General features: G+C 73.7%; 25 protein-coding genes and 1 riboswitch. Of the genes, 10 read left to right on the top strand and 15 right to left on the bottom strand.

Going from position 1 to position 26,433, the window contains the following annotated elements:
• Positions 1–965: AAA family ATPase (locus BG452_RS04095; protein ID WP_188302753.1), on the top strand; the 965-nt coding region annotated here is incomplete at its 5' end.
• A gap of 66 nt (positions 966–1,031) precedes the next feature.
• On the opposite strand, the gene BG452_RS04090 is transcribed toward BG452_RS04095, so the two are convergent.
• The 10 genes from BG452_RS04090 to BG452_RS04045 form a co-directional block, all read right to left on the bottom strand.
• Positions 1,032–2,018: an NAD-dependent epimerase/dehydratase family protein gene (locus tag BG452_RS04090; RefSeq protein ID WP_188302752.1), complete on the bottom strand. Its 987-nt coding sequence runs from the start codon at positions 2,016–2,018 to the stop codon at positions 1,032–1,034.
• A gap of 148 nt (positions 2,019–2,166) precedes the next feature.
• Positions 2,167–3,213, bottom strand: a complete 1,047-nt coding sequence (locus BG452_RS04085) for a hemolysin family protein (RefSeq protein ID WP_188302751.1) — start codon at positions 3,211–3,213, stop codon at positions 2,167–2,169.
• On the bottom strand, positions 3,210–4,553 hold the full coding sequence (locus BG452_RS04080; protein WP_188302750.1) for a hemolysin family protein: 1,344 nt from the start codon (positions 4,551–4,553) through the stop codon (positions 3,210–3,212). The genes BG452_RS04085 and BG452_RS04080 overlap by 4 nt, the downstream gene beginning before the upstream one ends.
• Before the next feature lie 329 nt (positions 4,554–4,882).
• Positions 4,883–5,323: a PH domain-containing protein gene (locus BG452_RS04075; RefSeq protein ID WP_317620895.1), complete on the bottom strand. Its 441-nt coding sequence runs from the start codon at positions 5,321–5,323 to the stop codon at positions 4,883–4,885.
• Positions 5,324–5,465: 142 nt separating this feature from the next.
• The gene (gene hisG / locus BG452_RS04070; RefSeq protein WP_188302749.1) at positions 5,466–6,314 is read right to left on the bottom strand and encodes an ATP phosphoribosyltransferase; all 849 of its coding nucleotides are present in this window, start codon (positions 6,312–6,314) and stop codon (positions 5,466–5,468) included.
• A 69-nt stretch (positions 6,315–6,383) separates the two neighbouring features.
• Positions 6,384–6,656, bottom strand: coding sequence for a phosphoribosyl-ATP diphosphatase (locus BG452_RS04065; RefSeq protein WP_188302748.1), 273 nt, complete (start codon positions 6,654–6,656; stop codon positions 6,384–6,386).
• A 102-nt stretch (positions 6,657–6,758) separates the two neighbouring features.
• The gene (gene ribH / locus BG452_RS04060) at positions 6,759–7,232 is read right to left on the bottom strand and encodes a 6,7-dimethyl-8-ribityllumazine synthase (RefSeq protein ID WP_188302747.1); all 474 of its coding nucleotides are present in this window, start codon (positions 7,230–7,232) and stop codon (positions 6,759–6,761) included.
• A gap of 122 nt (positions 7,233–7,354) precedes the next feature.
• Positions 7,355–8,644, bottom strand: a complete 1,290-nt coding sequence (locus BG452_RS04055; protein ID WP_188302746.1) for a bifunctional 3,4-dihydroxy-2-butanone-4-phosphate synthase/GTP cyclohydrolase II — start codon at positions 8,642–8,644, stop codon at positions 7,355–7,357.
• The gene (locus BG452_RS04050; RefSeq protein WP_317620894.1) at positions 8,641–9,288 is read right to left on the bottom strand and encodes a nicotinamide mononucleotide transporter family protein; all 648 of its coding nucleotides are present in this window, start codon (positions 9,286–9,288) and stop codon (positions 8,641–8,643) included. Before BG452_RS04050 ends, BG452_RS04055 begins: the two co-directional genes overlap by 4 nt.
• On the bottom strand, positions 9,285–10,010 hold the full coding sequence (locus tag BG452_RS04045; RefSeq protein ID WP_188302755.1) for a riboflavin synthase: 726 nt from the start codon (positions 10,008–10,010) through the stop codon (positions 9,285–9,287). The genes BG452_RS04050 and BG452_RS04045 overlap by 4 nt, the downstream gene beginning before the upstream one ends.
• Before the next feature lie 218 nt (positions 10,011–10,228).
• A riboswitch (FMN riboswitch) is annotated at positions 10,229–10,356 on the bottom strand.
• Positions 10,357–10,594: 238 nt separating this feature from the next.
• Here BG452_RS04045 and BG452_RS04040 point away from each other — a divergent pair.
• Complete coding sequence (locus BG452_RS04040) at positions 10,595–10,840, top strand: SCO4226 family nickel-binding protein (protein WP_188302744.1); 246 nt, start codon at positions 10,595–10,597, stop codon at positions 10,838–10,840.
• 54 nt (positions 10,841–10,894) lie between these two features.
• On the opposite strand, the gene BG452_RS04035 is transcribed toward BG452_RS04040, so the two are convergent.
• Positions 10,895–11,209 (bottom strand): antibiotic biosynthesis monooxygenase family protein, encoded by a 315-nt coding sequence (locus BG452_RS04035; RefSeq protein ID WP_188302743.1) that lies wholly within the window; start codon positions 11,207–11,209, stop codon positions 10,895–10,897.
• A 147-nt stretch (positions 11,210–11,356) separates the two neighbouring features.
• Between BG452_RS04035 and BG452_RS04030 the strand changes: the two genes are divergently transcribed.
• Positions 11,357–12,052 carry an MSMEG_1061 family FMN-dependent PPOX-type flavoprotein gene (locus tag BG452_RS04030; protein WP_188302742.1) on the top strand — a complete coding sequence of 232 codons (696 nt, stop codon included), beginning with the start codon at positions 11,357–11,359 and terminating at the stop codon, positions 12,050–12,052.
• Positions 12,053–12,152: 100 nt separating this feature from the next.
• Here the strand turns inward: BG452_RS04030 and BG452_RS04025 are convergent, their stop codons facing one another.
• Complete coding sequence (locus BG452_RS04025) at positions 12,153–12,341, bottom strand: YegP family protein (protein WP_188302741.1); 189 nt, start codon at positions 12,339–12,341, stop codon at positions 12,153–12,155.
• 177 nt (positions 12,342–12,518) lie between these two features.
• Here BG452_RS04025 and BG452_RS04020 point away from each other — a divergent pair, with 177 nt between their 5' ends.
• From BG452_RS04020 to BG452_RS04005, 4 genes are all read left to right on the top strand, one after another.
• Positions 12,519–12,935: an HIT family protein gene (locus BG452_RS04020; RefSeq protein WP_188302740.1), complete on the top strand. Its 417-nt coding sequence runs from the start codon at positions 12,519–12,521 to the stop codon at positions 12,933–12,935.
• A gap of 197 nt (positions 12,936–13,132) precedes the next feature.
• Positions 13,133–14,188 (top strand): serine hydrolase domain-containing protein, encoded by a 1,056-nt coding sequence (locus tag BG452_RS04015; protein WP_188302739.1) that lies wholly within the window; start codon positions 13,133–13,135, stop codon positions 14,186–14,188.
• 299 nt (positions 14,189–14,487) lie between these two features.
• Positions 14,488–15,285, top strand: a complete 798-nt coding sequence (locus BG452_RS04010; RefSeq protein WP_188302738.1) for a hypothetical protein — start codon at positions 14,488–14,490, stop codon at positions 15,283–15,285.
• A 304-nt stretch (positions 15,286–15,589) separates the two neighbouring features.
• Positions 15,590–16,807 (top strand): alpha/beta hydrolase family protein, encoded by a 1,218-nt coding sequence (locus tag BG452_RS04005; RefSeq protein ID WP_188302737.1) that lies wholly within the window; start codon positions 15,590–15,592, stop codon positions 16,805–16,807.
• A gap of 95 nt (positions 16,808–16,902) precedes the next feature.
• On the opposite strand, the gene BG452_RS04000 is transcribed toward BG452_RS04005, so the two are convergent.
• The gene (locus tag BG452_RS04000; protein ID WP_188302736.1) at positions 16,903–17,442 is read right to left on the bottom strand and encodes a winged helix-turn-helix transcriptional regulator; all 540 of its coding nucleotides are present in this window, start codon (positions 17,440–17,442) and stop codon (positions 16,903–16,905) included.
• A 120-nt stretch (positions 17,443–17,562) separates the two neighbouring features.
• On the opposite strand from BG452_RS04000, the gene BG452_RS03995 reads away from it, so the two are divergent.
• The 3 genes from BG452_RS03995 to BG452_RS03985 all read left to right on the top strand — a co-directional run bounded on the left by BG452_RS03995 (position 17,563) and on the right by BG452_RS03985 (position 24,345).
• Complete coding sequence (locus tag BG452_RS03995) at positions 17,563–19,011, top strand: MFS transporter (protein ID WP_188302735.1); 1,449 nt, start codon at positions 17,563–17,565, stop codon at positions 19,009–19,011.
• Positions 19,012–20,145: 1,134 nt separating this feature from the next.
• Positions 20,146–23,826: a SpoIIE family protein phosphatase gene (locus BG452_RS03990; protein ID WP_188302734.1), complete on the top strand. Its 3,681-nt coding sequence runs from the start codon at positions 20,146–20,148 to the stop codon at positions 23,824–23,826.
• A 114-nt stretch (positions 23,827–23,940) separates the two neighbouring features.
• Positions 23,941–24,345 (top strand): nuclear transport factor 2 family protein, encoded by a 405-nt coding sequence (locus BG452_RS03985; protein WP_188302733.1) that lies wholly within the window; start codon positions 23,941–23,943, stop codon positions 24,343–24,345.
• 54 nt (positions 24,346–24,399) lie between these two features.
• Here the strand turns inward: BG452_RS03985 and BG452_RS03980 are convergent, their stop codons facing one another.
• Together BG452_RS03980 and BG452_RS03975 are read right to left on the bottom strand one after the other, a co-directional pair.
• The gene (locus BG452_RS03980) at positions 24,400–25,467 is read right to left on the bottom strand and encodes an S-adenosylmethionine:tRNA ribosyltransferase-isomerase (RefSeq protein WP_188302732.1); all 1,068 of its coding nucleotides are present in this window, start codon (positions 25,465–25,467) and stop codon (positions 24,400–24,402) included.
• A complete protein-coding gene (locus BG452_RS03975) occupies positions 25,464–26,222 on the bottom strand; it encodes an SDR family oxidoreductase (RefSeq protein ID WP_188302731.1) in 759 nt (252 codons plus the stop codon). The genes BG452_RS03980 and BG452_RS03975 overlap by 4 nt, the downstream gene beginning before the upstream one ends.
• Between the last annotated feature and the right edge of the window lie 211 nt (positions 26,223–26,433).

The raw sequence follows: 26,433 nt of genomic DNA, 5'->3' as shown, positions 1-26,433 counted from the left end.
GCGGCGGTGCGGGCGCCCCGGCCGGCCCCGCCGTCCCCGTACCGCTGCCGGCACGCGGCGAGGCGCAGCCCCGCACCGCTCCCCCGCCGGCGCCCCGACCGACGGGCGACGAACGGGAGTTGGACGCGGCGCTGGCCGAACTCTCGCTGATGGTCGGCCTGGAACCGGTCAAACGCCAAGTGCGGGCGCTTTCGGCCCAGTTGAGGATGTCCCGACTGCGGGCCGAGCAGGGGCTGCCGGTCCAGCCGCCGAAGCGGCACTTCGTCTTCTCCGGCCCCTCCGGCACCGGCAAGACCACCGTGGCGCGGATCCTGGGCAGGGTCTTCCACGCCCTCGGCCTGCTCTCCGGCGACCACCTGGTCGAGGCCCAACGCGCCGACCTGGTCGGCGAGTTCCTCGGCCAGACCGCGGTCAAGGCGAACGACCTGATCGACTCGGCGCTGGACGGCGTGCTGTTCATCGACGAGGCCTACAGCCTCTCCAACTCCGGCTACACCAAGGGCGATGCCTACGGCGACGAGGCGCTCCAGGTGCTGCTGAAGCGGGCCGAGGACAACCGGGACCGGCTGGTGGTGATCCTGGCCGGCTACCCCGAGGGGATGAACCGGCTGCTCGCCACCAATCCCGGCCTCAACTCCCGCTTCACCACCAGGGTCGACTTCCCCAGCTACCGCCCGAACGAGCTGACCGCGATCGGCGCGGCGCTGGCCGGCCGGGACGGCGACGGCTGGGACGAGGACGCCGCCGAGGAGCTGGCCAGCATCTGCACCCACGTGGTGCGCGAGGGCTGGATCGACGAGCTGGGCAACGGCCGGTTCATCCGCACCCTGTACGAGAAGTCCTGCGCCTACCGGGACTTGCGGCTGTCGCTGCTGCGCGAGCCGCCGGGCCGGGAGGACCTGGCGACGCTGCGGCTGCCGGACCTGGTGCAGGCCTACGGGGAGCTGATCGACGGCCGGGGCTGACGACCGACTCCCCCGCAGGGCCTCAGCCATCGAGCTACCGGGCCAGAGCCGTCGGGCGACCGGGCCTCAGCCGTCGAGCAACCGGGCCTCGCGCTCGGGATCGAGCCCGACGTTCGGCCGGTCGGCGCGCTGCGGGGCCTCGCCGCCGATCGACTGCAGCCAGGCCCAGGTGTCCTGGACCGTCTCGGCGACCGGGCGGCAGCGCAGCCCGGCGTCGACGGCGCGGGCCACCGAGGCGCCGTGCAGGAAGTCGTAGAGCTCGCCGGGCGCCAGCCAGATCGGCAGCTCCGTCCACGGCTGCACCCCGGCCGCCACGATCCGCTCCGGGTCGGTCCAGCGCAGTTCGGCGTCCGAGCCGGTGGTCCGGACGCAGGCCTCCAGCAGCCCGCCCATGGTGGTGTGGCCGGCCGGGCTGACCACGTTGTACGGGCCGCTCAGCCGAGCCGCCGTCGCGTCCAGGATCCAGGTGGCGAGGTCGCGGCCGTCGATGTACTGCAGCGGCAGGTCGCGCGGGCCGGGGGCGAGCACCGGGCCGCCGCGGGCGATCCGGTTCAGCCACCAGGGCAGCCGGCCGATGTTCTCGTGCGGGCCGAGGATCAGCCCGGCGCGGACCAACAGGGCTCGCCCGCCGAACTCCGCCTCCAGGGCCAGCTCGGCGCCGCGCTTGGCCTCGGCGTAGCCGACCTCGCCGGTGAGGTCCGGGGAGGCGGGCACCACCGGCGCCGTCTCGTCCGCCCCGGCGCGCAGCGGGTAGTCGTACACCGAGCGGCTGGAGACGTACGCGTAGTGGCCGACCCGGCCGTTCAGCCGCCGGGCGCTGTCGCGCACCGAGGCCGGGGCCCAGGACCAGGTGTCCACCACCGCGTCCCACTCCCCGGTGCCGAGCGCCGCGAGGCCGTCCTCGGCCGTGCGGTCCCCGTGCAGCACCCGTACGCCCTCGGGCGCGGGCTGCGTACCGCGGTTGAGCGCCGTCACCTCCCATCCCCTGGCCAACGCCTCCTCGGCCACGACCCGTCCGACGAACTTCGTTCCACCCAGCAGCAGGAGTCTCATGCCGACCACCCTGCGGGCAGGGTGGCCGGCCTGGGAACCGTTGAACGCTCTGGGCGGAATCGCCGGGAGCGGACACGCCGTGAGCGAACGCGGGTGTCAGCCGGCAGAACGCGGGAGGGCGGCGGGGCGGCAACGGGCGGCGGTGCGGTCAGACGCTGGTGCGGTGGTCCGGGTCGTGCATCTCGCCGACCAGTTCCTCCAGCACGTCCTCCAGCATGACCACGCCGGCCGTGCGGCCGTCCTGGTCCAGCACGGCGGCCAGGTGGCAGGTGGCCCGGCGCATCGCGCCGAGGGCGTCGTCCAGCGGGAGGCTGCCGCGCAGCACCGTGATCGGCCGCCACAGCCGGGCCGGGACGGGCGCCGACGGGTCCTCCACGTCGAGGATGTCCTTGAGGTGGAGGTAGCCCAGGTAGCCGTGGCCGGCCGGGTCGCCGTCGGAGACCGGGAAGCGCGAGAAGCCGGTGCGCAGGGCGAGTTCCTCGACCTCGGCGGCGGTCGCCTTCGGGTCCACGGTGACCAGTTGCTCGGCCGGCAGCAGCACGTCGGTGACCGGGCGGCGGCCCAGCTCCAGGGCGTCCTCCAGGCGCTCCTGGCGGTCCTCGTCGAGCAGGCCGGCGTCCCGGGAGTCGACCAGCAGGTACATCAGCTGCTCGGTGGTGAAGACCGACTCGACCTCGTCCTTGGCCTCGACCCGGAACAGCCGCAGCACGCCGTTGGCGAGCGCGTTGAACATCCGGATCACCGGGGCGAGCCAGCGGGCCAGCCGGTCCAGCGGCGGGCCGAGCCAGAGCGCGGCCCGCTCCGGGCCGGCCATGGCCATGTTCTTCGGCACCATCTCGCCGAAGACCATGTGGAGGAAGACCACCACGGCGAGCGAGATCCCGTAGGAGAGCGGATGCATCAGGCCGGACGGGACACCGATCGCGTGGAACGGGCCCTCCAGGAGGGAGGCGATGGTCGGCTCGGCGAGCGCGCCGAGACCCAACGAGCAGACAGTGATGCCGAGTTGGGCGGCGGCCAGCATCGCGGAGACATTGGACAGCGCGTGCAGCACGGTGCGGGCACGCTTGTGCCCGGCCTCGGCGAGCGGCTCGATCTGGCTGCGGCGCACCGAGACGACGGCGAACTCGGCGCCGACGAAGAAGGCGTTGCCGAGCAGCAGCAGCACGGCGACGGCGAGTTGGAGCACGGTCATCGGACGCCCTCCCCGCCCTCGCCGAACAGCCCGGGCGCGCTGATGCGCTCCACCCGGACCTGGCTGGTGCGGTGCCGGTCGACGCCGGTCACGGTGAGCCGCCAGCCGGGCAGTTCGGCCTGCTCGCCGACCTCGGGGAGCTTGCCGAGCAGGTCGGAGACCAGGCCGGCCAGGGTCTCGTACGGGCCGTCCGGGGCGTGCAGGCCGATCGCTCCCAGCTGGTCGAGCCGGGCACGGCCGTCGGCCTCCCAGACGGGCCGGCCGTCGACGGCCGGCAGCGGGAGCAGGTCGGGGTGGTCGGCCGGGTCGTGCTCGTCCTGCACCTCGCCGACGATCTCCTCGACGATGTCCTCGACGGTGACGACGCCGGCGGTGCCGCCGTACTCGTCGACCACGATGGCCATCGGCTGGAGGCGGCGCAGCTGGTCGAGCAGCCGCTCGGCGGGCAGGGTCTCGGGCACCAGCAGCGGCGGCGAGGCCAGCTCGGCGACCCGGACCAGGCCGCGCCGGGCGGCCGGGACGGCGAGGGCGTCCTTGAGCGTCACGATGCCGGTGATCTCGTCCACGGTGTCGGTATAGACCGGAAAGCGGGACAGGCCGGTGGCCCGGGTCAGGTTGATGACGTCCGAGGCGGTGGCGTCGCGCTGGAGGGCGGCGACGTCGATCCGCGGGGTCATCACCGACTCGGCGGTGAGGTCGCCCAGGCCGAGGGTGCGCACGAACAGGGTCGCCGACTCCTCGTCTATCGCGCCGGCCTTGGCCGAGTGCCGGGCCAGCGAGACCAGCTCGGCCGGGGTGCGGGCGTGCTCCAGCTCCTCCTGCGGCTCGATGCCGAAGGCCCGGACCGTACGGTCGGCGGCGCCGTTCAGGAAGCTGATCAGCGGGCGGCAGACGAAGGAGAAGGCCATGTGCGGGGCTGCGACGGCGCGGGCCACCTGGAGCGGGCGGGAGATCGCCCAGTTCTTCGGGACCAGCTCGCCGATCACCATCTGGACGACGGTGGCCAGCACCATGCCGACCACCACGGCGACGCCGCGGGTGGCCGAGTCGGGCACCCCGATGCCCGACATCACGGGCTGGAGCAGGGTCGACAGGGCCGGCTCGGCGAGCATGCCGACCACCAGCGAGGTGACGGTGATGCCCAGCTGGGCTCCGGAGAGCTCGAAGGAGAGGTGCCGCAGGGCCCGGGAGACCCGGCGGGACTTGGCGTCGCCGGCCTCGGCGGAACGCTGCACCGCGCCCCGGTCGGCGGTCACGAAGGCGAACTCGGCGGCCACGAAGAGGCCGTTGGCGAGGATCAGGAGCAGGGCTGCGAACAACAGCAGCCAGGCGGTGATCACAGTGCCGCCTGCCTTCCGGGGATCGGAAGCGAGGCGGCGCAGGTACTACCGGACGGATCGTCCATCGAGGGGGAGTGTCACTCCTCAGGTCGTTTCGGTGCAGGTCGTTCTGGGCGGGGCCGAAGTTTTGCCCCGCTTTTACCAGCGTAGACCATACCGGCGCGCCGCCAGGAAGCGTGTTCGGGCCCCCGGCGGGCCCCGGCGCATCCCCCAGCGAGCCCGGGAACCACGGCGGAACCGCAGGGGAAACTGCGGCGGAACCACGGCGGAACCGCAGGCCGGGGCGCCCGTGCTGTCAGGCCGGGCGTCCGTGCCGTCCGGTGCCGCCCTCAGACCTGGGCGTGGTGCTCGACCAGGTCGCGCAGCGCGCGGGCGTCGGCGATCGCCTGGGCCTTGCCCACCCCGGACTGGATGCCGACCGCGGCGAGCGAGGTGCCGTCGGCGAGGTCGAGGGTGGCCCACGGGTCACCCTGGCGGAAGTTGACCCGGACGATCTCGGCCCAGGACAGCCGGCGGCTGCGGACGAAGTTGACCACCGTCACGCCCTGCGCGTCGGCGCTCACCCGGGGACGGGCCAGCATCAGGCCCACGCCGGCGAACAGCACGCCGCTGGCGATCATCGCGATCCGGTCGTTGAGCTGCCAGTTCGCCGGCAGCAGCATGGCCAGCACCACGAACAGCACCACGAGCATGGCGCAGACCGGCAGCAGCACCGCGCGGGTGCGGCGGGGCGCCCAGGTGACGGGGAACTCGACGGGCGGCGTGGTCACGTGGGGTCTCCGGTGGTTCTGGGTTGCAACAGCACGAGGGCGGGGACGCCGACCGGCGTCCCCGCCCTATTGAACCGTTCTTTACTCTCGGACGTGCGAGCAGGTCGCGCAGGTACGGACAGGGCGCGGACGTCCGAGCAGGTCAGAGGCGGCAGGCGTGGATGTTGGTGACCAGGATCGCCCGGGCGCCGATGCCCCACAGGTCGTCCATGATCTGCTGGGCCTCCTTGCGGAGCACCATCGACCGGACGGCCACCCAGCCCTCGGTGTGCAGCGGGGAGACGGTCGGCGACTCCAGGCCGGGGGTGAGCGCCACGGCGGCGCCGACCTTCTCGGCGCGGATGTCGTAGTCCATCAGCACGTAGCGACGGGCCACCAGTACGCCCTGCAGGCGGCGCAGGAACTGCTCGACCCGGGTGTCCTCGCCCGCGCCCTTGGGGCGGATCACCACGGAGTCCGAGACCAGGATCGGCTCGCCGAAGACCTCCAGGCCCGCGTTGCGCAGGCTGGTGCCGGTCTCCACCACGTCGGCGATCACGTCGGCGACGCCGAGCTGCACCGCGGTCTCGACCGCGCCGTCCAGCTTGGTGACCGTCGCCGTCACGCCGTGGTCGGCCAGGTGCTGCTCGACCAGGCCGGTGTAGGAGGTCGCGATCCGCAGACCCTCCAGGCCCTGGACGTCCTTGACGTCAAGGCCCTCCGGGCGGGCGAAGCGGAAGGTCGACCCGGCGAAGCCGAGGGCCAGCACCTCCTCCGCGTTGGAGTGCGAGTCCAGCAGCAGGTCGCGGCCGGTGATGCCGACGTCGAGGCGGCCGGAGCCGACGTAGACGGCGATGTCGCGCGGGCGGAGGAAGAAGAACTCGACCTCGTTGTTGGGGTCGACGAGCACGAGCTCCTTGGGGTCCTTGCGCTGGCGGTAGCCGGCCTCATGGAGCATCTCCGCCGCGGGACCCGAGAGCGAACCCTTGTTGGGGACGGCGATGCGCAGCATGGGAGGTTGCTTCCTTACCTGTCGGACCTGCGGGAGCGGGGTGACGTGCCCCTGGTGGAGCACGGGTTTCTAGAGGTACTTGTAGACGTCGTCGAGCGTCAGCCCACGGGCGATCATCATCACCTGAACGTGGTAGAGGAGCTGCGAGATCTCCTCCGCGGTCTGATCGTCGGACTGGAACTCGGCGGCCATCCAGACCTCGGCGGCCTCCTCGACGACCTTCTTGCCGATCGCATGGACGCCCTGCTGGACGAGCTGCGCGGTACGGGAGGACGAGGGGTCGCCGGTGGCGGCCTTCTGCTGGAGCTCGGCGAAGAGCTCCTCGAATGTCTTCGAAGCCATGATGGGACTCACCATACGGCGTGCGGGCGGACGGACGGTAAACGGTCCCGGACCGTGGACGGTCGGGTGGACGTCCACGGTCCGGGACCGTACGGCTTCTCGTCAGAGCGCGGCGCGCAGCGTCACCGCGGTGGCCACGGCGGCGGTGACGGCCTCGTGGCCCTTGTCCTCGGCCGAGCCCGGCAGTCCGGCCCGGTCCAGCGCCTGCTGCTCGTTGTCGCAGGTCAGCACGCCGAAGCCGACCGGGACGCCGGTGTCCACGCTGACCTGGGTGAGGCCGGCGGTGGCCGCCTGGCAGACGTAGTCGAAGTGCGGGGTGCCGCCACGGATCACCACGCCGAGGGCGACGACGGCGTCGTAGCCGCGCTCGGCGAGACGCTTGGCGGCGACCGGCAGCTCGAAGGTGCCGGGGACGCGCAGGACGGTCGGCTCGGCGACGCCCAGCTCCTTGAGCGCGCGGTGGGCGCCGTCCAGCAGGCCGTTCATGACCTGGTCGTGCCACTGGGCGGCGATGACCGCGACCTTGAGGTCGGCGGCACCGTCGATGGTCAGCTCGGGGGCTCCGTGGCCGCTCATGTCTCTACTTCCTGTCCTTGCTCGGTGCGGGTTCGGGTGCTCGGCCCGGTGCGGGTCCAGGTGCTCGGCCCGATGCGGGTCCGGGTGCTCGGCCCGGTGCGGGTCCGGGTGCTTGTGTCGCGTCAGGAGCCGAGGCCGGGCAGGTCGTGGCCCATCCGGTCGCGCTTGGTGCGCAGGTAGCGCAGGTTGTGCTCGCCGGGCACGATCTCGACCGCCTCGCGCCCCTTGACCTTGAGGCCGTGGTCGGTGAGCGCGGTCAGCTTCTGCGGGTTGTTGGTCAGCAGGGTGAGCGAGCGGACCCCGAGGTCCACCAGCATCTGCGCCGCGATGCTGTAGTCGCGGGCGTCGGCGGGCAGGCCGAGGTCCAGGTTGGCGTCGACGGTGTCGCGGCCCTGCTCCTGCAGCTCGTACGCGCGCAGCTTGTGGGCCAGACCGATCCCCCGGCCCTCGTGGCCGCGCAGGTAGAGCACCACGCCGCGGCCGGCCTCGGCGACCCGCTTCAGCGAGGCCTCCAACTGCGGGCCGCAGTCGCAGCGCAGCGAACCGAGGACGTCGCCGGTCAGGCACTCGGAGTGGACCCGCACCAGCACGTCCTCGCCGTCCGGCAGCCGTCCGTCCGTGCCGAGGCCGCCGGCCACCAGCGCGATGTGCTCGATGCCGTCGATGGTGCCCTGGTAGCCGACCGCGGTGAACTCGCCGTGCACGGTGGGCAGGGCGGTGGTGGCGGCCCGGTCCACGTGCAGCTCGGTCCGGCGGCGGTAGGCGATCAGGTCCTCGATGGAGATGATCGCCAGGCCGTGCTCACGGGCGAAGGCCATCAGCTCGGGCAGCCGGGCCATGGTGCCGTCGTCGTTGACCACCTCGGCGATCGCGCCGGCCGGCGTCAGCCCGGCGAGCCGGGCCAGGTCGACGGCGGCCTCGGTGTGCCCGGGGCGGACCAGCACGCCGCCCTCGACGGCGCGCAGCGGGAAGACGTGCCCGGGGCGGGTGAGGTCGCCGGGCTCGGTGGCGGTGGAGGAGAGCAGCCGGACCGTCCGGGCGCGGTCGGCGGCGGAGATGCCGGTGTCCACCCCCTCGCGGGCGTCCACCGAGACGGTGTACGCGGTGCCCTTGCGGTCCTCGTTGACCTGGGTCATCGGCGGGAGCTTGAGGCGGTCCAGCTCCTCGCCGGTCATCGGAGCGCAGATCACGCCGGAGCTGTAGCGGATGGTGAAGGCCATCAGCTCGGGCGTCGCGGCGGAGGCGGCGAAGACGAGGTCGCCCTCGTTCTCGCGGTCCTCGTCGTCGACCACGATCACCGCGCGGCCGACCGCGATGTCGGCGATCGCCCGCTCGACCGGGTCGAGGACGAACTCGCCGTCGGCGCCGGCGTCGTGGGCGGTGCCGCTGTCCGGGGTCTGGTTCTCGGTCATGCCGTGGCTCCCTGCGGGACGTTGGAGGACGTGACTCGCGGCTCACGGGTGCTCAGCCACCAGGAACGCAGGCCGAGCAGCACCAGGACGAAGTAGACGGAGTAGGTGAGACCGGAGAAGGTGTAGCCGCTGTTGAACGCGAGCGGGACGCCGACCGCGTCGACCGCGATCCAGGCGAACCAGAACTCCAGCCAGCCGCGCGCCTGGGCGACCATCGCGGCGAGCGTGCCGACGAAGATGTAGGCGTCCGACCACGGGCTCCAGGACAGGCTGGGGTAGGCGGTGAACAGCAGCGCCAGCGCGACGGTGCCGACGGCCGTACCGGCCACCAGCGCGGCCCGCTCGGGCCAACTCGCGAACCGCACCGCGATCGTGCCGGTGTCCCGGCGCCCGCGCCGCCACTGAGCCCAGCCCCAGGCGGCGGTGACGATGACGATCAGCTGCTTGCCGATCAGGCCGGGGACGTGACCCCCGAGGTAGGCGGCGATCAGCACGACGCCGGACAGGAGTTGGACCGGCCAGCTCCACACCGAGCGGCGCCAGCCGAGCGCCAGGCCGCCGAAGCCGAACAGGTTGCCGATCATGTCGGCCCACTTCACGTGTTCACCGAGGACGGTGAACGCCTCTCCACTGAGCCAGCTCACTTGTTCTCCCCCGTGGTGTGATCGGCGGCCGGGGCTGACGGCTCGGTCGCCGGGTTGAGCAGGTCGGTCGCCGGGTTGGGCAGGGTGGGCAGGGTGCGCGATTCGAGCAGCCGCTCCACGTACTTGGCGAGGACGTCCACCTCTAGGTTGACGCTGCCGCCGATGGCCTTGGCGCCGAGCGTGGTCAGCGCGAGGGTGGCCGGGATGAGGCTGACGGTGAAGCTGTCGCGGGCGGCCTCCACCACGGTGAGGCTGACGCCGTCGACCGTGATCGAGCCCTTCTCCACCAGGTAGCGGGAGATGGACTCCGGCAGCGAGAAGCGCAGCACCTCCCAGCGCAGGTTGCCGTCCGCGTCGCGCTCGCCGGGCTCACGGCTCAACAGCCGCCCGGTGGCATCGACATGGCCCTGGACCAGGTGACCGCCGAGCCGAGCGCCGAGCGCCATCGCGCGCTCCAGGTTGACCGGGGAGCCGGGCTCCAACTCGCCCAGGCTGGACCGGTGCAGCGTCTCCGCCATCACGTCGGCACTGAACTCACCGGGCTCGGCGGCCAGGCGCTCGGCACTGTCGACGACCGTCAGACAGACACCGTTGACCGCGATGGAGTCCCCGTGGCGCGCACCGTCCCGAACCACCGGACCGCGCAGGCGGATTCGCGAGGAGTCGCCGATCTCCTCGATCGACACGACCTCGCCGAGCTCTTCGATGATGCCGGTGAACACCCGGGTCTCCTCGCGCTTGGGGCGCGGACTCCGGGGCGGCATGAGGGAGATGACACGGACGGGCAACGGTGCGCGGAGCCGTCGACACGACCCGTCGCCGGGGTGCCGGAGCCGCCGGGAGATCGCTCGCCCGACCCGGGAGCCACTGCTCCCGCCGTTCACCTGACCGTGGTCCGGTCCGGTTTGTGATGGACCACGGGTACTGCTCTTCGTCCGCCCGCGCACGCCTCCCATCCGGACTTTAACCGTCGGTCCAGGAATTTCACCTGGTCAACCGGCCGCTGGCTGCGGACGGGTCGCGGACTGTAACCGCCGGTTCGGATTTTCACCGACCCCGGAGTGCGCTGAACGTCACTGCTGTTGACGTCATTGTGCCACGCGGGACGCAAGCCCAGGGAGGGTGTTCCGCTGTGGCCTGTTTCACGGCCTCGTGGGGAATGCGCGACGGGGTGGTGCCGACGGCGGTGGCGGTGCCGTGCGCGGAGGGTGAGGCTGGGGGTAGGGCCGAAAGGGCCCGCGGGATCGGGAGTCCGTACGGTTCGAACTCCTTACGGTTCGATCCGTACGGTTCGGAGGCGACGACGATGAAGTTCATGGACGTCCATCACGGGATGATCGGGATCACGGCGGAGCAGCTCAAGGCGGCCCACTCGGCCGACCTGGCGGTCGAGGGCGAGGAGGGCGTGCACTTCGAGCAGGCCTGGGCGGACCCGGAGTCGGGCACGGTGTACTGCCTGTCCGAAGCGCCGTCCAGGGAAGCGGTGCAGCGCGTCCACGACCGGACCGGGCACCCGGCGGACGAGATCCACTCGGTGCCGTTGGCGATCTGACGGCCGCCGGCGAAGGGCTCTGGGCCCGGCCGGCCCGGTAGGTGGCGGCCGGGCTCAGAGGACGGCGGGTGCGGCGATCGATGTGAAGTGGGTGACCTCCGGGGGGTGCATCAGGTAGCGCAGCTCGCCCTCCGACCAGACCGGCCGGATCCGCCACATCGGCCCGGCGTACCCGCGCAGGGCCTCCTCGTCGCGCCAGCGGCTCAGCACGAGTACCCGGTGCCCGCCCTCGGTCACCGGGCGCAACAGTTCACCGCCGAGGCAGCCGTCCGTCCGCCCCAGCTGCGGGAGCACCTGGCTGAGCAGGTGCTCGCAGAACTCCTCGATGCGATCGGCCGTAACCTGCCCGGCCCAGATTCTGACGATCACGGCCACCACCGCCTCCGGCTGACTTGGACCCCTTGGCCCCATTATGAGCGGAAAACCCCTGGTGGGGACGGGTGCGGCGACTTTTCACAGAGAGTTGGGGAAACCGGTACGGCTGGGGCGACGAGGGGCCTCCGCTAGATTCCCGGCATGACCCTCATACCGGAAGCCACCGCACCGTCAACCCCCGCTCCGGACGCCCCGAACAGCCTGTTCGCCGCCCTCAGCGCGACGGCCCTCACCGACGCGGCCCACCTGCGCGAGGTCTACGAGCAGCCCGGTGACCACGCGCGCCGCAAGCAGGTCGACCACCTGCACGAGGTCGCCCAGCGGCTGATCGCCTGCGCCTCGCTGGTGTTCGTCGCCAGCTCCGACGCCGCCGGCCGCTGCGACGTCTCCCCGCGCGGCGGGCCGCCCGGGCTGGTCTCGGTGCTGGACGAGTACACCTTGGCCATTCCGGACGCCACCGGCAACAAGCGACTGGACACCCTGCACAACGTCCTGGAGAACGGCCGGGTCGGGCTGCTCTTCGTCGTCCCGGGCCGGGACACCACGCTGCGGGTCAACGGGCGGGCCTGCGTCTCCACCGACCCGGAACTGCTGCGGCAGCTGACGGCCGTCGGCAAGCCGCCGCGCAGCGCGATCGTGGTGGCCGTGGAGGAGGTGTACGCACACTGCCCGAAGGCGCTCCTGCGCGGCTCGGCCTGGAAGCCGGAGAACTGGCTGGCCAAGGACGCCCAGCCGACGTCGGCGGAGGTCACGCTGTCGCACCTGCGGGACGACTCGCTGACCGTCGAGATGATCGAGCAGACGGAGCGGGAGGCGCTGCTGTACCGGTACGAGTAGGCGCGGGGCGGGCCCGCGTTGGCGGCTGGTGCTGCGGCCGGTGCGCCCCGCCGTCGGTCCGGGTGGGCCGGCGGCGGGGCGTCGGCGCGTCCCGGCCGGGTCAGGCGGCTTTCGGGACGTCCACCACGGGTGCGCCGTCGGCCGCCCGGCGGACGGCCTCGACGCCCTTGTGGGCGGCGTCCTTGCTGACGTAGCCCTGGCCGGTGGCGACGATCTCGCCGTTGCCCGCCTTGAGCCGGAACCGGTACTTGCCGCCGGCGTCCTGGTAGACCTCGGACCTGCCCGGCATCCGGGCCACCTCCTCGTGCGGCGCGGGTGCGCCGCGTCGGACCGTCCCCTGCCCCCTCGCAGCACCGTGCGCCCGGTGCGGGGGCGGGCGCCTCCGGTCGGCCGCCGGACGGGTGAAGCCCGGCGGGGCCGGGTCGGCGGGGGTGCCGAGGACGCCGCCGGTGGTTTGAATGGACGGATGGACTGCGTGTTCTGTGCAGTGGTGGCGGGCGAGGAGCCCGCACACCGGGTGCTCGACGACGGGACGGCGGTGGCCTTCCTGGACCGCCGACCACTGTTCCCCGGCCACGTGCTGGTCGTACCGCGCGCCCACCACCGGACCCTGGCGGACCTGCCGGCCGAGGAGGTCGGGCCGTTCTTCCTGCGGGTGCAGCGGGTGGCGGCGGCGGTCGAGCGGGGACTGGGCGCGGCGGGCAGCTTCGTGGCGGCGAACAACCGGATCAGCCAGTCGGTGCCGCACCTGCACGTCCACGTGGTGCCGCGGAATCCGAAGGACGGGCTGCGCGGGTTCTTCTGGCCGCGGGGGAAGTACCCGGACGAGGCGGGGGCGGTGGAGGTCGCGGCGCGGCTGCGGGCGGCGCTCGCGGGGCTGTAGCGGGGCTGCGGGGCTGTAGCGGCGCGGGGGTGGTGGGGCGGTGGGGCTGTAGCGGCGCGGGGGTGGTGGGGTGGTGGGGGTCGTGGGGCAACGCAGCCGGACGAATCGGGGCGTACACCCCGGGGAGCATCCGGGGCGGTCGACATCATTTTCCAGGCGGACGACTTCGCAGGTCGCGGGCGCCTAGGCTCACGCTCATGAACGAACTCGCCCGCCTCGTGGAACAGACCGCCGGCCGGCTCGCGGGCCGGCACGTCGGTGCGGTGGTCGCCGGGCTGGCCGGTGGCGCCGTGGAGATCCATGGCGCCGGGCGGACGGGGCCGGGCGGCGGGGTGCCCGGAGCGCACACGCTGTTCGACATCGGCTCCGTCAGCAAGGTGTTCACCTCGCTGGTGCTCGCGCGGCTGACGCTCGACGAGGCGGTGAGCCTCGACGAGCCGCTCGCGGAGGTGCTCCCCGAGCCGGCGACCATCCCCGCCCGGGGCGGGGAGGTGATCACGCTGCGACACCTCGCCACCCACACGTCAGGGCTCCCCCGGCTGCCCCGGGGCATGATGCTGCGGGCCCTGCTCCGGCCCAACAGGCCGGATCCGTACGCGCATTGCACCTCCGCACGAATACTCTCCGGGCTCACCCGCACGCGGCTGCACTCCGTCCCCGGGCGCAGCTTCCGCTACTCCAACCTCGGCGCCGGGCTGCTCGGACTGGCGCTCGCCCACCGGGCCGGCACCGGATACGAGGAGCTGGTGGCGCGCGAGGTCTGCACCCCGCTCGGGCTGGCGGACACCTGCCTGCGGCCGGACGCCGAGCAGTCCGAACGGCTGGCGTGCGGCCACGCAGTGAGCGGGCGTCCGGTGCCGTCCTGGGACTTCGCGGCGCTCCCGGGCATGGGCGGGCTGCGCTCCACGGCGGCCGACCTCGCGACCTTTCTGCAGGCGCAGTTGGCCGCCGACCGAGAGCCGGACGCGCCGCTGACGCCCGCGATCCTGCTCACCCGGGAGACCCGGCACCGGGTCAACCCGTTCGCGTGGACGCACCTCGGCTGGCTCGGCCACCGACTGCACGCCCAGCAGGGCAGGCACCTGCAGCTGTGGCACAACGGGGGGACGGGCGGGTTCAGCTCCTTCGTCGCGTTCGACCCGGAGCAGCAGGTGGGGGTGGTGGTGTTGGCCAACACCCGGCGGTCGGTGGATCCGGCGGGCACGGCGCTACTGCGGCGGCTGCAGATCGGGTTCGGCGCGGCGGGACGCTGACGGGCGGGTGCGCCGGGTCTCCCCCTGCTCGTCGACTCTTTCTTGTGGGCTGCCGGCCGTCTGCCGTCGGCCGTCTGCTGCTGACTGCTGACTGCTGACTGCTGACTGCTGACTGCTGACTGCTGACTGCCATTGACGCTCATGGGCCGAACGGCACCCCCCGGCTCCGGACACAGTGCGGTTGTTTCGGGCCAAAGGGTGTCGATTGGCACTGTTCCGGAGGGTCGCGTCCGGTTGATCCTGGTGATCCGACAGCCACAGTTCCGGTTGGGGAGACCGGCGAGTACAAGGAGGCCGAAGTGGCGATGGTGTGGTCGCCGTCGTGGGCGCGGTCGCTCGTGGAGGGTGGCCCGTCCCAGCGCGGGCCGGCCGGTCCGCTCGGACTGGTGGTGCGGGTGCACCGGGGCTTCCGGCCCGTCCCGTGGCGGGCGCGGACGTGGCTGGACGGCGTCGCGGCGGTCCTCGCGCTGGCGGTCTGTCTGGCGCTCGACGAATGGTGGCCCGCGCCCATGGTGGCGGCCGTGGCGGTGGTGCTCGTGAGCGGGTACGGGCTGCTGCGGCCCGCCCCCGGGCTGCGCTCCGTCCGGGTCCATGAGGGTGGGCTGGCGCTGGTCGGGGCCGATGGCGGCGAGCAGCTGCTCCCGTGGGAGCGGATCGAGGCCACCGAGTACTCCCCCGGCGGGCGGCGCGGCGAGCCCGAGCGGGGTCGAATATGGCCCGCCGGTGCGGACGAGCCGCTGGTACTGGCCCAGTTGCACGGGCTGGAGGGGCTGTTCCGGGAGGTGGACGAGCGTCTCTCCCCCGGTCTACGAGCCGCGCTGCACGAGGCGCTGCGCACCGAGGGGAGCGTCCGGTTCGCCCGAGGGCGGCTGACGGTGACGGCCGGCGGGCTGGTCCACCGGCCACCGCACCCACCGGGCACGACGGAGACCTACCGATGGGCGGAGGTGCATTCGGCACGGGCCTCCGGCCTCGGTGAGTTGGAGATCCGGACGTGTTCGGCCGGGCTGCCGCTCACCCTCCCGGTGCTCAACGCCCGTGCGGCGGCGGAGTTCCTGGAGGGGATCCGGTCCCGGAGCGCCCGGATCTGCCCGTAGTCGGCCCGGCTCTGGTCGACGGCGTGATCGGCGGCTGCGTCGACCAGGTCGCGGAGAGTGTGGGTGATGAACACCTCCCCTCCCGCTACGTCTGGCGCCGGCGGCCGGGTTCCCGGGTCTGTTCCGGCCATCACCGTCGACCGGCAGTGCGGCTCCTCCCAGCAGGCCGTGCACTTCGCGGCCCAGGGAGGCGATCGACTGATTCCGCTCACCCCCTAGGGGCCGAGACCGGTACCTCCCGGAAGGGACGAGTACGCCGCTGAGCCGACGTCAACTCCCCTGTCCGCGACCTACCGTCGCCCATATGAGCCGACACTCGAGCCGACTTCGCACCACCGCCGCCGCGGCAGCGCTGCTGCTCGCCCTGCCCCTGTCCGTCGCCGCCGCCGCACCGGCCCTGGCCGCGCCCGCCGCCACGCCCGCCGCCTCGGCCACCACCACGGCCGGTGCCTCCACCGGGACCGCTGCGAGCGCCCTCCACGTCGAACTCCCGCGCCCGACCGGGCCGTACGCCGTCGGGCAGGAGGTGCTGCACCTGGTCGACGAGAACCGTCCGGACCCGTGGGTCCCCTCCGCCGGACCGCGTCAGCTGATGGTCACGATGTACTACCCCGCGCACGCCGGAACCGGCAGCCCGGCTCCGTACATGACCGCCGCGGCCGCCCGGATGCTGCTGGACAGCAAGCTCCCGGGCAACACCATCCCGACCGAGTCGCTGACCAACACCCGGACCTGGTCCAGGGCCGACGCCCGCCCCCAGGGCGGCCACTACCCGCTGGTGGTCCTCTCCCCCGGCTTCACCATGCAACGCAGCTCGCTCAGCAGCCTCGCCGAGGACCTGACCAGCCGCGGGTACGTGGTCGCGCTGGTCGACCACACCTACGAGAACGCCGGCACCACCTTCCCCGACGGGCAGACCCTCCCCTGCGCGGAGTGCGGACAACTCAGGACCCCCGAGGCCTGGAAGGGCCTGGACGAGAGCCGGGCGAAGGACGTCTCCTTCGTCATCGACCAGCTGACCGGCCGCCCCCACCCGGCCTGGCAGTACGCCCGCATGATCGACCGCGACCGGATCGGCATGGCCGGGCACTCCGCCGGCGGCGCGGCCAGCGTTCCGGCGCTGCTGACCGACGACCGGATCCGGGCGGGGGTCGACCTGGACGGCACCATGGACTACGAGGTGCCCGAGTCCGGCATCGGCGGCAAGCCCTACCTGATGATCGGCCACCCGCTGCCCGGCGCCGAGGACAGCAGTTGGACCGACAGCTGGCCCCGGCTCGACGGCTGGAAGCGGTGGCTGACCTTCGACGGCACCGACCACGGCAGCTTCACCGACTACCCGCTCTTCCTCAAGGGGCTCGGCGTCCCCCAGCCCCCGGCGACCACCATGACCGGCCAGCGCGCCATCGAGCTCACCCGCCAGTACGTCGCGGCGTTCTTCGACCTCCAGCTGAAGGGCATCGACCAGCCGCTGCTCGACGGGCCGACGGCCGCCAACCCGGAGGTCCGGTTCAACTCCTGACACGTCAGTCAGCGGGTTCGTCAGTGGGGCCGTCGGCGACCTGCCGGCGGCCCCGTCGGCGTGCCCGCCCCCGGCGACGCCCGGTGGCCCTCCCGCTACGCCGCCGCGGCCGAGGCGATCGGTTCGAGCAGCAGGTGCGGGCGGACCAGGGCGCGGGAGACCGGATCCTCGCGCTGACCCTCGGCGTGGGCGGGGTTGGGGCGCATCGCGACCTCGGCCGGGGGAACGGGCCCGCCGCCGCAGGTGGGGCAGGCGCCGATGACGTCCAGGTCGGTGCCGCAGACGACGTGCGCGAACAGGTGGTGCGGGCCGCCCGGGGTGGCGTGCCGCCCGCCCCAGCGGCTCAACTGGTAGAGCGGCCCCCAGAGTTCGAGGCCGATGTCGGTGAGCAGGTAGCCGTGGCGCAGCGGCGCCTGCTGGTACGGCTCCTTGCGCAGCACCCCGGCCGCGACCAGGGCGTTGAGGCGCGCGGTGAGGACGGCGCGCGGGATGCCGAGGTGGGCGAGGAAGTCGTTGAAGCGCTGCACTCCGTAGAACGCGTCGCGGAGGATCAGCAGGCTCCAGCGTTCGCCGACCACCTCCAGGGCGCGGGCGAGTGCGCAGTCCTGCAGTTCATAGTCGGTTCCCAGCGCCATGCGGGCCAGCGTAGTCCACGCCCGCCATGGGTTCAATGAACAGACTTGCAGTGGTAGCGTGCTGCCCGAGACGAAGGTTCATTCACCAGACCCATCGGTCCGTCCTCCGGAGGCACCCCCATGTCCCCCGCACCACCCGGCTCCGCCACCCCGGTGCGTCCCCGCGCCACACTGGCCGTCACCGCGGCCGCGACCGCCCTGGTCACCGTCGCCTACACCGCCCCCACCGCCTCGCTCGCCGCCACCGCCCAGGCCGCCCACCTCGGCGCCTCGGGCCGCACCTGGATCCTCACCGGCACCCTGGTCGGCATCTCGGCCCTCCTGCTCACCGCCGGCAGCGCCGCCGACGACCACGGCCGCAAGCGGGTCTTCACCGTCGGCGTGCTGCTGTTCGCCACCGCCGAGGCCCTGGCCGCCCTCGCCCCCGGCGCCACCGTCTACCTGGCCGCCCGGGTCCTGCTCGGCGTCGCCTCCGCCGCGATCCTGGCGCCCGCGCTCGGCCTGATCAGCCACGCCCACCCGGCCGGGCCCGAACGGATCCGGGCGCTCGGGATCTGGGGCGCGGCCGTCGGCCTCGGCATCGCGGTCGGGCCGGTCTACGGCGCCCTCGTCCAGCAGTGGGCCGACTGGCGCGCGGTCGGCGGCGGACTCGCCGTCCTCTCGGCCGCCGTCGCCGCCTGCGCCGCCGTCTGCCTCACCGAATCCCGGGCCGAGCGGCCCCGCGCGCTCGACCCGTACGGCGTGCTCACCCTCGCCGCCGGAACCACCCTGCTCATCGCCGGACTCGCCGAGGGCCGCAGCGGGTGGGGGCGACCCGTGGTGGTGACGCTGCTGGTGGGCGGGGTGGTGCTGCTCGCCGCCTTCGTGGCGGTCGAGGCGACGGTCCGCGAGCCGATGCTCGACCTGGCGCTCTTCCGCAGCCCCGGCTTCATCGCCGCGACCGGCGGCGCCCTGTTCACCGGGCTCTCACTGGTCGGCTTCATGAGCTACCTGCCCACTCTGCTCCAGGGCGTGCTCGGCCTCTCCGGCCTGGCCGCGGGCGGCGTGCTCGCCCTGTGGTCCGGCCTGTCCGTGGTCGCCGCCCTCCAGGCCCGACGACTGGCCACCCACCTCTCGGCCGCCGCCCAGGTCGCCCTCGGCCTGCTGATCTGCGGCCTCGGCGAGGCCGGACTGTACGGGCTCACCCCCGGCTCCTCCTGGCTCCGACTGGCCCCCGGCCTGGCCGTGGCCGGTCTCGGCAGCGGCGTCCTCAACGCGGCCCTCGCCCGGCTCGCGGTCAGCAGCGTCCCCGCCCACCGGGCCGCCATGGGCTCGGGCGCCAACAACACCTCCCGCTACCTCGGCTCGGCCCTGGGCGTAGCCGTGACGGTCGCCGTCGCCGGCTCCGCCCACCCCGCCACCGCCGGCCCCGAGGCCGCCGCCCACGCCCTGGCGACCGGCACCGACCGCGCCGTCCTGGTCGCCGCCGTCCTCTGCCTCATCGGCGCCGCCCTGACCCTCGCCGCCCGCCGCGCCGACCCGACCCCACAGCCCACACCACCCACCCGCGAACCCGCCACCACCCGCTGACCCGGAACGGGCCCCGCGCACCGGAAGTCGAACCGGCCGACTTCCTGCGCACAGCGACACCGCCGCTCGCCCGCCCGGCCCAGCCCGGGACATCGGACCCGCCGACTTCCCGTGCACGACAAAGCCCCCCACAACGCAATGCCGAATGCACCGGCTCTCCCCACCCGGCGACACCGCGCACCTTCTGCCCGACCCGACACCAGAAGTCGGGCCCGCCGACTTCCCACGCACCACCCCCAGCCCGCGCGGGCACAGAAGGCCGAGCACGGCGGTCTTCCGTGCCCGGGGACAGCCGCTCGCACCTGCCCCACGGATCGAGGGAGATCGGACCCGCCGGCTTCCCCCACGCAGCAGAGCTTCCCCAGAACCAACGAGCACACGAGGCCGCGCCCGGCGGCTGCCTGCGCGCTGGCACCTCGCCCGCCGCCCAACCGGCCCGGGATAGGACGTCCGACCGGCCGACTTCCTGCGCACAGCGAACCCCCGAACCCGCACAGCCACAGCTGACCGGCCAGGCGGTGTGGGCCGGCCGGCGACACCGCGCTCTCCCGCTGCACCGCGCACCGCGCATGGGAAGTCGACGGGCCCGACTACCCACGCGCGGTGCAGCCCCCGCACACACAAAGCCCGAACGGGCACAGGATGTCGAGCGGGAAAGCCTCCGGGGCATGGCGGAGCTGCCGCCAGGCAGGCACGGGAGGTCGGCCCTGCCGACTTTCCGTGCGCGGCCGGGCCGCCGCCCGGTGGGGGCACGCGCCGGCGGGCGGTGGTCCGGTGGGGAGTGCGGTGGTTATTCGTCGGGGTGTCCTCGGTGGGGTCGTCGGGGAGTTCCTCGCGTTGGTCGGGGTCGGGGTCGGGGTCGGGCTCGTCGGGGTCGGTCGAGACAGGGTCGGTGAATCCTCCACCGAAGTCGGGCGTGGGGCCTCCTTGAGCGGGGTGCGGCCGTGCCGGCTTCGAGGATCGCAGCGGCCGGTGCCCGTGCGACAGCCGTCCGGGCCGACTTCCCGTACACGAAGGAGAGTTGCCGCCTGGCTGCGGCGGTGGGTGGTGCCGGGGCCACGAGGGGCGGGGCGTGGGGGCCGCGTGCGAGGATGGCAGGGCTGGTGGCAACGAGCTCCGGGCGGTTCTCTGGCCATGGTGGACGACGACGCGCAGCGCCGGGGGGAGCCTCAGCAGGACGCCCTGCTGCTGGTGCCGATCGCCACGGCGCTGATCGAGGCCGACGGGCGGATCCTGCACTGGAGCGGAGACGCGGAGGCACTGCTCGGTTACCGTGCGGACGAGGCGGTGGGGGCCAAGGCGGCCCGGCTGCTGACCTCCGACGAGCAGCGGCCCGAGGTGCTGGAGCTGTTCCGGGAGATCCTGGCGGGCCGGGAGTGGTCCGGGGTGTTCCCGGTGCGGCACCGGGACGGGCACCTGGTGAATCTGGAGTTCCGCACCCATCCGGTTCGCGGGCCCGGTGGGGTGCCGCTGGTGCTGGCGGTGGCGTCCGAGGTGACCACGCTGCGCCGGATCCAGTCGGACTTGGCCGTGCTGGACGGTTTCTTCACCCAGTCCCCGGTCGGCATGGCCGTGTTCGACGCGGAGTTGCGGTACGTCCGGCTGAACGAGGCGCTGGCCCTGTCCGACGGCCTGGCCGTCGGGGAGCATCTGGGCCGCCGGCTGACCGAGGTGCTGCCGGGGATCAACGCCGCCGATGCCGAGGCGGTGATGCGGCAGGTGCTGGCGAGCGGCCGGCCGGTGGTGGACTTCCGCTCGCACGGCCGTACGCCGGGGGATCCGCAGCGGGAGCACGCCTGGTCCGCCTCGTACTTCCGGCTGGCGGACCGGGGCGGGCGGGTGCTCGGGGTGAGCGCGACCGTCATCGACGTCACGGAGCGCTACCGCGCCGACGCGAGGGCGGCCCGGGCGCAGGAGCGACTGTCGCTGCTGGTCGACGCGACCGCCTCGATCGGCACCACGCTGGACCTGCGGCAGACCGCCCGGGAGTTGGCCGATGCGATGGTGCCCCGGGTCGCGGACCTCAGCGGGGTGTTCGCCCTGGAGGCGCTGATCGCCGGGCGCAACGTCGAGCCGCCCGTGCCGGACGCCCCGCAGTCGGTCCGCCGGCTGGCGCTGACCTCCGCCGATCCGCTGTATCCGGCGGAGGCGCTGCCGGTGGATTCGGTGTACGAGCTGCCGCCGGACTCCCCGTACGCCCGGGCGCTGATCACCGGGCGGACGGTGGTGGTGCCGTCCTGGGACCTGTCGCCGCTGGCCGACACCCTGAGCGAGAGCCGCCGCCGGGCGTTCCTGGGCGACCGGCCGCGTTCGGTGCGGATCACGCCGCTGGTGGCGCGCGGCACCACGCTGGGCATGGTGGTGTATTCGCGGCGCGGCGAGCGCGAGTCCTTCGCGGAGGCCGACATCACCCTGGGCGACGAGCTGGCCTCGCGCGCGGCCGTCGCGATCGACAACGCCCGGCTGTACCTGCGCCAGCACCAGACCGTGCTGGCCCGGCAGCAGGCGTTGCGCGAGGCGAAGGCCGCGCAGGAGCGGCTGGCACTGGTCAACGCGGCGTCCGCCCGGATCGGCACCACGCTCGATCTCGACCGCACCGCCCACGAGTTGGCCGAGGTGGCGACGCCCAGGCTGGCCGACACGGTGGTGGTGGAGGTGCTGGAGGAGCTGGTGCGCGGTGAGCGGGAGGTCCGCGCCCCGGAGGACGGTTCGGCGTTGTTGCGGCGGATGGCGTTCCACTCGGTGCGCGGCTCCACCCTGGCGCCGATCGCCCGGACGGGCGGGGTGCACCGCTTCCTGCCCGGTTCGCCGTACGCGTGGAGCCTGGCACACCGGCGGCCGGTGCTGGTGCCGCGGATGGACGAGGAGGGGATGGCCTGGTTCGCCGACGATCCGGTGCGCACCGCCGCGGTGCGGGAGCAGAACGTGCGCTCGTTCATGGTCGTGCCGCTGATCGCGCGCGGCAGCGCGGTCGGTGTGGCGGGCTTCTACCGGACCCTGGTCGAGCGCCCGTACGAGGACGAGGACCTGGCGCTGGCCGGGGAGTTGGCGGTGCGGGCGGCGGTGTCGATCGACAACGCGCTGCTGTTCACCCGGGAGCGCGACGCGGCCGCCGCCCGGCAGCGGGCGCTGGACGAGGCCTGGGCCGCCCAGCAGCGGCTGGGTCTGCTGAACGAGGCCAGCAACCGGATCGGCACCACGCTGGATCTGCACCGTACGGCACGGGAGTTGGTGGAGGTGGTGCTGCCACGCTTCGCCGACTTCGTCACGGTGGATCTGCGCGACGCGGTGCTCGGCGGCGAGGAGCCGGGGCCGGTGCCGAAGGCCGGACCGGTGCTGATGCGGGCGGTGGCGGTCGGCGAGGCGGCGGCCGACGGCACCATGACGGCGGCGGCGGACCAGGTCGGCGAGACCTCGCAGTCGGCCGAGGTGTACGCGCAGAGCCTGCGCACCCGGCGGTCGATCCTGGTCTCCGAGGTGACCGAGAAGGAGTTGCGACGGATCGTGGCCTCCCCCGACCGGGTGCAGCCGGGCCTGGCCGCCGGGCTGCACTCGTACCTGATGGTGCCGCTGGTGGCGCGCGGACTGGTGCTGGGCGGCGCGGAGTTCATCCGTACCCACAATCCGGTGCCGTTCGGCCCGGCGGACCGTTCGCTGGCCGAGGAGTTGGCCGCGCGCACCGCGCTGGCGATCGACAACGGCCGGCTCTACCGCCGGGAGCGGGACACCGCGCTGACCCTCCAACGCAGCCTGCTGCCGCAGGAGATCCACCGCACCCTCGGCCTGGAACTCGCCTACCGCTACCTGCCCAGCAGCGTGGTCAGCGAGGTCGGCGGCGACTGGTTCGACGTGGTGCCGCTGTCCTCCGGGCGGGTCGCGCTGATCGTCGGGGACGTGATGGGCCACGGCATCCGTGCCGCCGCCACCATGGGCCAACTACGGACGGTGGCCAGGACGTTGATCACCCTTGAGTTGGACCCGGTCCGGGTCCTGCACCGGCTGGACGAGGCCACCGCGGCGCTCGGCGAGGGCCAGTTCGCCACCTGTGTCTGCGTGGTCTACGACCCGGCGGACCGCGGCTGCACCGCCGCCTGCGCCGGCCACCTGCCGCCCGTGGTCGCCGACACCGAGGGCAACGCCCGGCTGGTCGAGCTGCCGCCCGGCGCACCGCTCGGCGTGGGCGGAGTCCCGTTCGAGAGCGTCGAGTTCACCCTCCCCGAGCAGGCCATCCTGACCCTCTACACCGACGGACTGGTCGAGCGCCGCGGCCACGACCTGGACGAGGGCCTGGACCTGCTCCGCCGTACGGTCGCCGACCGGCGCCGCTCGCTGGAGCAGACCTGCGACGCCGTCCTGACCCAACTCACCGGGCGCACCGTCGAAGACGACATCGCCGTCATCATGGCGCAGGTCCGCCCGGCGGGCGCCGACCGGATCGCCGCCCTGCCGCTCACCGGCGACCGCGCGATGGTCGCCCACTCGCGCCGCTTCACCCGTGAGACGCTCTCCGCCTGGGGCCTGACCGAACTCGCCGACTGGGCCGAGTTGCTCACCAGCGAGCTGATCACCAACGCCCTGGTGCACGCCGGATCGCCCACCCAGCTACGGCTGTTCTGCGACCAGGTGCTCACCGTGGAGGTCGCCGACCGGGAGAGCGGGACGCCCCGGATGCGCGAGGCCCGCACCGAGGACGAGGGCGGGCGCGGCATCCACCTGGTCAACGAGCTGGCGCACCGCTGGGGCAGCCGTCGGACCGCGGACGGCAAGGTGGTCTGGTTCGAGCTGGAGCTGCCACCGGACTTCCCACCTGGATGAACAACGGACGGCTGTCGGTCGGCACCCGGGGTTGTTGGCCGCCCGGACGGCCCCCGGGCTTTGCTGGTGCCACGGCGGGAGAGCCCCGACCGGACGGAGCACAGGAGCCCCCCCATGCAGCAGACCGACGCCCACACCGTCGTCACCGAGTACGTCACCCGGCTCGCCGCCGGTGAACGCGACGCCGCCATCGCCCTGTTCGCCGAGGACGCCACCTGGGCCTACCCGGGCAGCCTGGAACTCTCCCGCACCTGGCGCGGCAAGCAGGAGATCTTCGGCGACTTCCTCGGCCGGGTCGGCACCCTGTTCGCCTCCGACGGCCTGCCGACCCTCACCCTCACCCGCGTCCTCGCCGACGGCCCGCTGGCGGTGGCCGAGTGGACCGCCGTCGGGAAGGCGGCCAACGGCGCCGCGTACGAGAACCACTGCCTGGGCGTGTTCACCGTGGAGAACGGCCTGATCACCGCCGTCCGCGAGTACCTGGACACCGAGCTGGTCGCGCGGACCCTGCTGGCCTGAGCGGCGCCGCATGGCCCGTCCGGCGCTCGGTCGGCGCGCCCGCTCGGCCCGGCCTCAGTCCGGCAGCAGCAGGTTGACGTCACCGAACTCGTGCCACAGGTAGCGCCGTTGCACCGCCTCGCGGTAGCAGGACGCCAGCAGCGGGCGGCCCGCGACGGCGGCGAGCATCAGCAGGTGGGAGGCGCGCGGTTCGTGCCAGCCGGTGAGCAGGCCGTCCACCGCGCGGACCCCGCGTTCCGGGGTGATGACCAACTCCGTCCAGCCGTCCGCCTCCTGGAGGGTGCCGTCCGGCCCGACGGCCGACTCCAGGGCGCGGACGACGGTGGTGCCGACGGCGATCACCCGGCCGCCGCCGGAGCGGACATGGCCGACCAGCCGGGCGGTGGCCGCCGGGACGTGGAAGCGCTCGGTGTACGGGGCCTCATGGGCCTCCGGCGAGGCCACCCCGGTGTGCAGGGTGATCGGCGCGACCAGGACGCCCCGACCGGCCAGCCGCGCCACCGTTCCGGGCGTGAACGGACGGGCCGCGCTGGGCATTTCGCTGCTGCCGGGGACGGTTGCGAAGACCGTCTGATAGGCCTCGATCGGCCAGTCGCGGTCCACGTAGCCGTACCGGATCGCCCGCCCGTGCAGCTCCAGGTACCGCACCAGGGGTGCGGGCAGGTCGAGTTCGGCGTACCAGAGGCGGGCGGTGAAGGGCTGCACCAGCTCCGCGGCGCCACCGGCCGGCAGCGCGACGCCCAGGCCCGGGCGGGCCGGGGACTCCCCCGGCGGGTAGTAGGCCGCCGCCCGGCCCGGCTCCACTCGGCGCAACTCGACCAGGTAGGCGCCCTGTTGGTCCGGCTGGGCGGAGGACAGGTGCAGCGCGACCGGGGTGCCGTCGGGCAGCAGACCCGGCAGTGCGGCCGGGAGGGTCGCCGAGTTGTTGACCACCAGGAGGTCCCCCGGGTGCAGCACCTCGGGCAGTTCGGTGAAGCGGCGGTGTTCCACGGTGCCGGCGGCCCGCCGGCCGACCAGCATCCGCACGCCGTCCCGGGCCCCACCGCGCGCCTCCGCCGGTGCGCGGGCGGAGAGTTCGGGCGGGACGGTCACCTCGGGGCCCAGCTCGTCCAGGGTGGTCATCGCCCGCCCCGGTCGGCGGCCGGCGCCGCGGCCAGCTCCTCCGCGCGGTAGCGGCCGGAGGGGGTGCGGTCGCGCAGCAGGCCCAGCAGGACGGGCGCGATCTGCTCGGGCAGCGGCTCGCCGGAGATGTCCTCGCCGGGGCTGGCCTCCTGCAGCATCCGGGTGTTCATCCCGCCCGGGTCGACCGCCCAGACGCTCAACTGCGGCTCCTCCCTGGCGAGTACGGCGGTGGCCAGGTCGAGGGCTGCCTTGCTGGCGCCGTAGCCGCCCCAGCCGAGGTAGGGCACCACGGCGGCGTCCGAGCTGATGTTGAGCACGGCACCGGAGTGAGCGCGCAGTTGGGGCAGGACGAGCTGGGTGAGCGCGATCGGGGCGAGCGCGTTGACCTCGAAGACCTCCAGCAGGTCCGGCAGCGGGAAGTCGGCCAGCCGGGGCAGCGGTTCGCCGCCGGGGGCGGCGGCGCCGTTGAGCGTACCGGCGTTGTTGACCAGGAGGCTCGCGCCGCCGAGGCGCTCGGCGGCCTCGGCCAGGTGGGCCCGGTGGTCGTCGTCGACGATGGAGCCCGGCAGGGCGACCACCTCGGTGACGGCGGCCAGGCCGGCCGCGGCCTCGGCGAGTTCGTCCGCGCCGCGGGCGGTGATCACCAGCCGCCAGCCCTCGGCGGCGAGGGCCTGGGAGAGGGCCAGCCCGAGGCCGCGGGAGGCGCCGGTGACCAGGGCGATGGGGGCGGGTGCGGTGTGCGCTGCTGCGTTCATGGCCCAACGATCGCGCCGCCGGGCGGCCGGCGGATCGGCCGTCGGAACCGGGACCAGGTCCTCCGTTCGCCCTAGATCGCCGGCCGGACCTAGGACCAGGCCGGACCAGGCCGGACCGGGTTCCCGCCCGGCCCGGCGGGAGTCGGCCCGGCGGAAACTGGCCCGGCGGGAGGCGGCCCGGCGGCGACGGGCGCGGCGGGAGGCGACGGGC

Origin of the sequence: Streptomyces sp. CBMA123 (assembly GCF_014596465.1) — a bacterium.
In the GTDB taxonomy this organism is placed as follows: Bacteria; Actinomycetota; Actinomycetes; order Streptomycetales; family Streptomycetaceae; genus Kitasatospora.
This window is presented reverse-complemented; position numbering and strand designations above follow the sequence as displayed.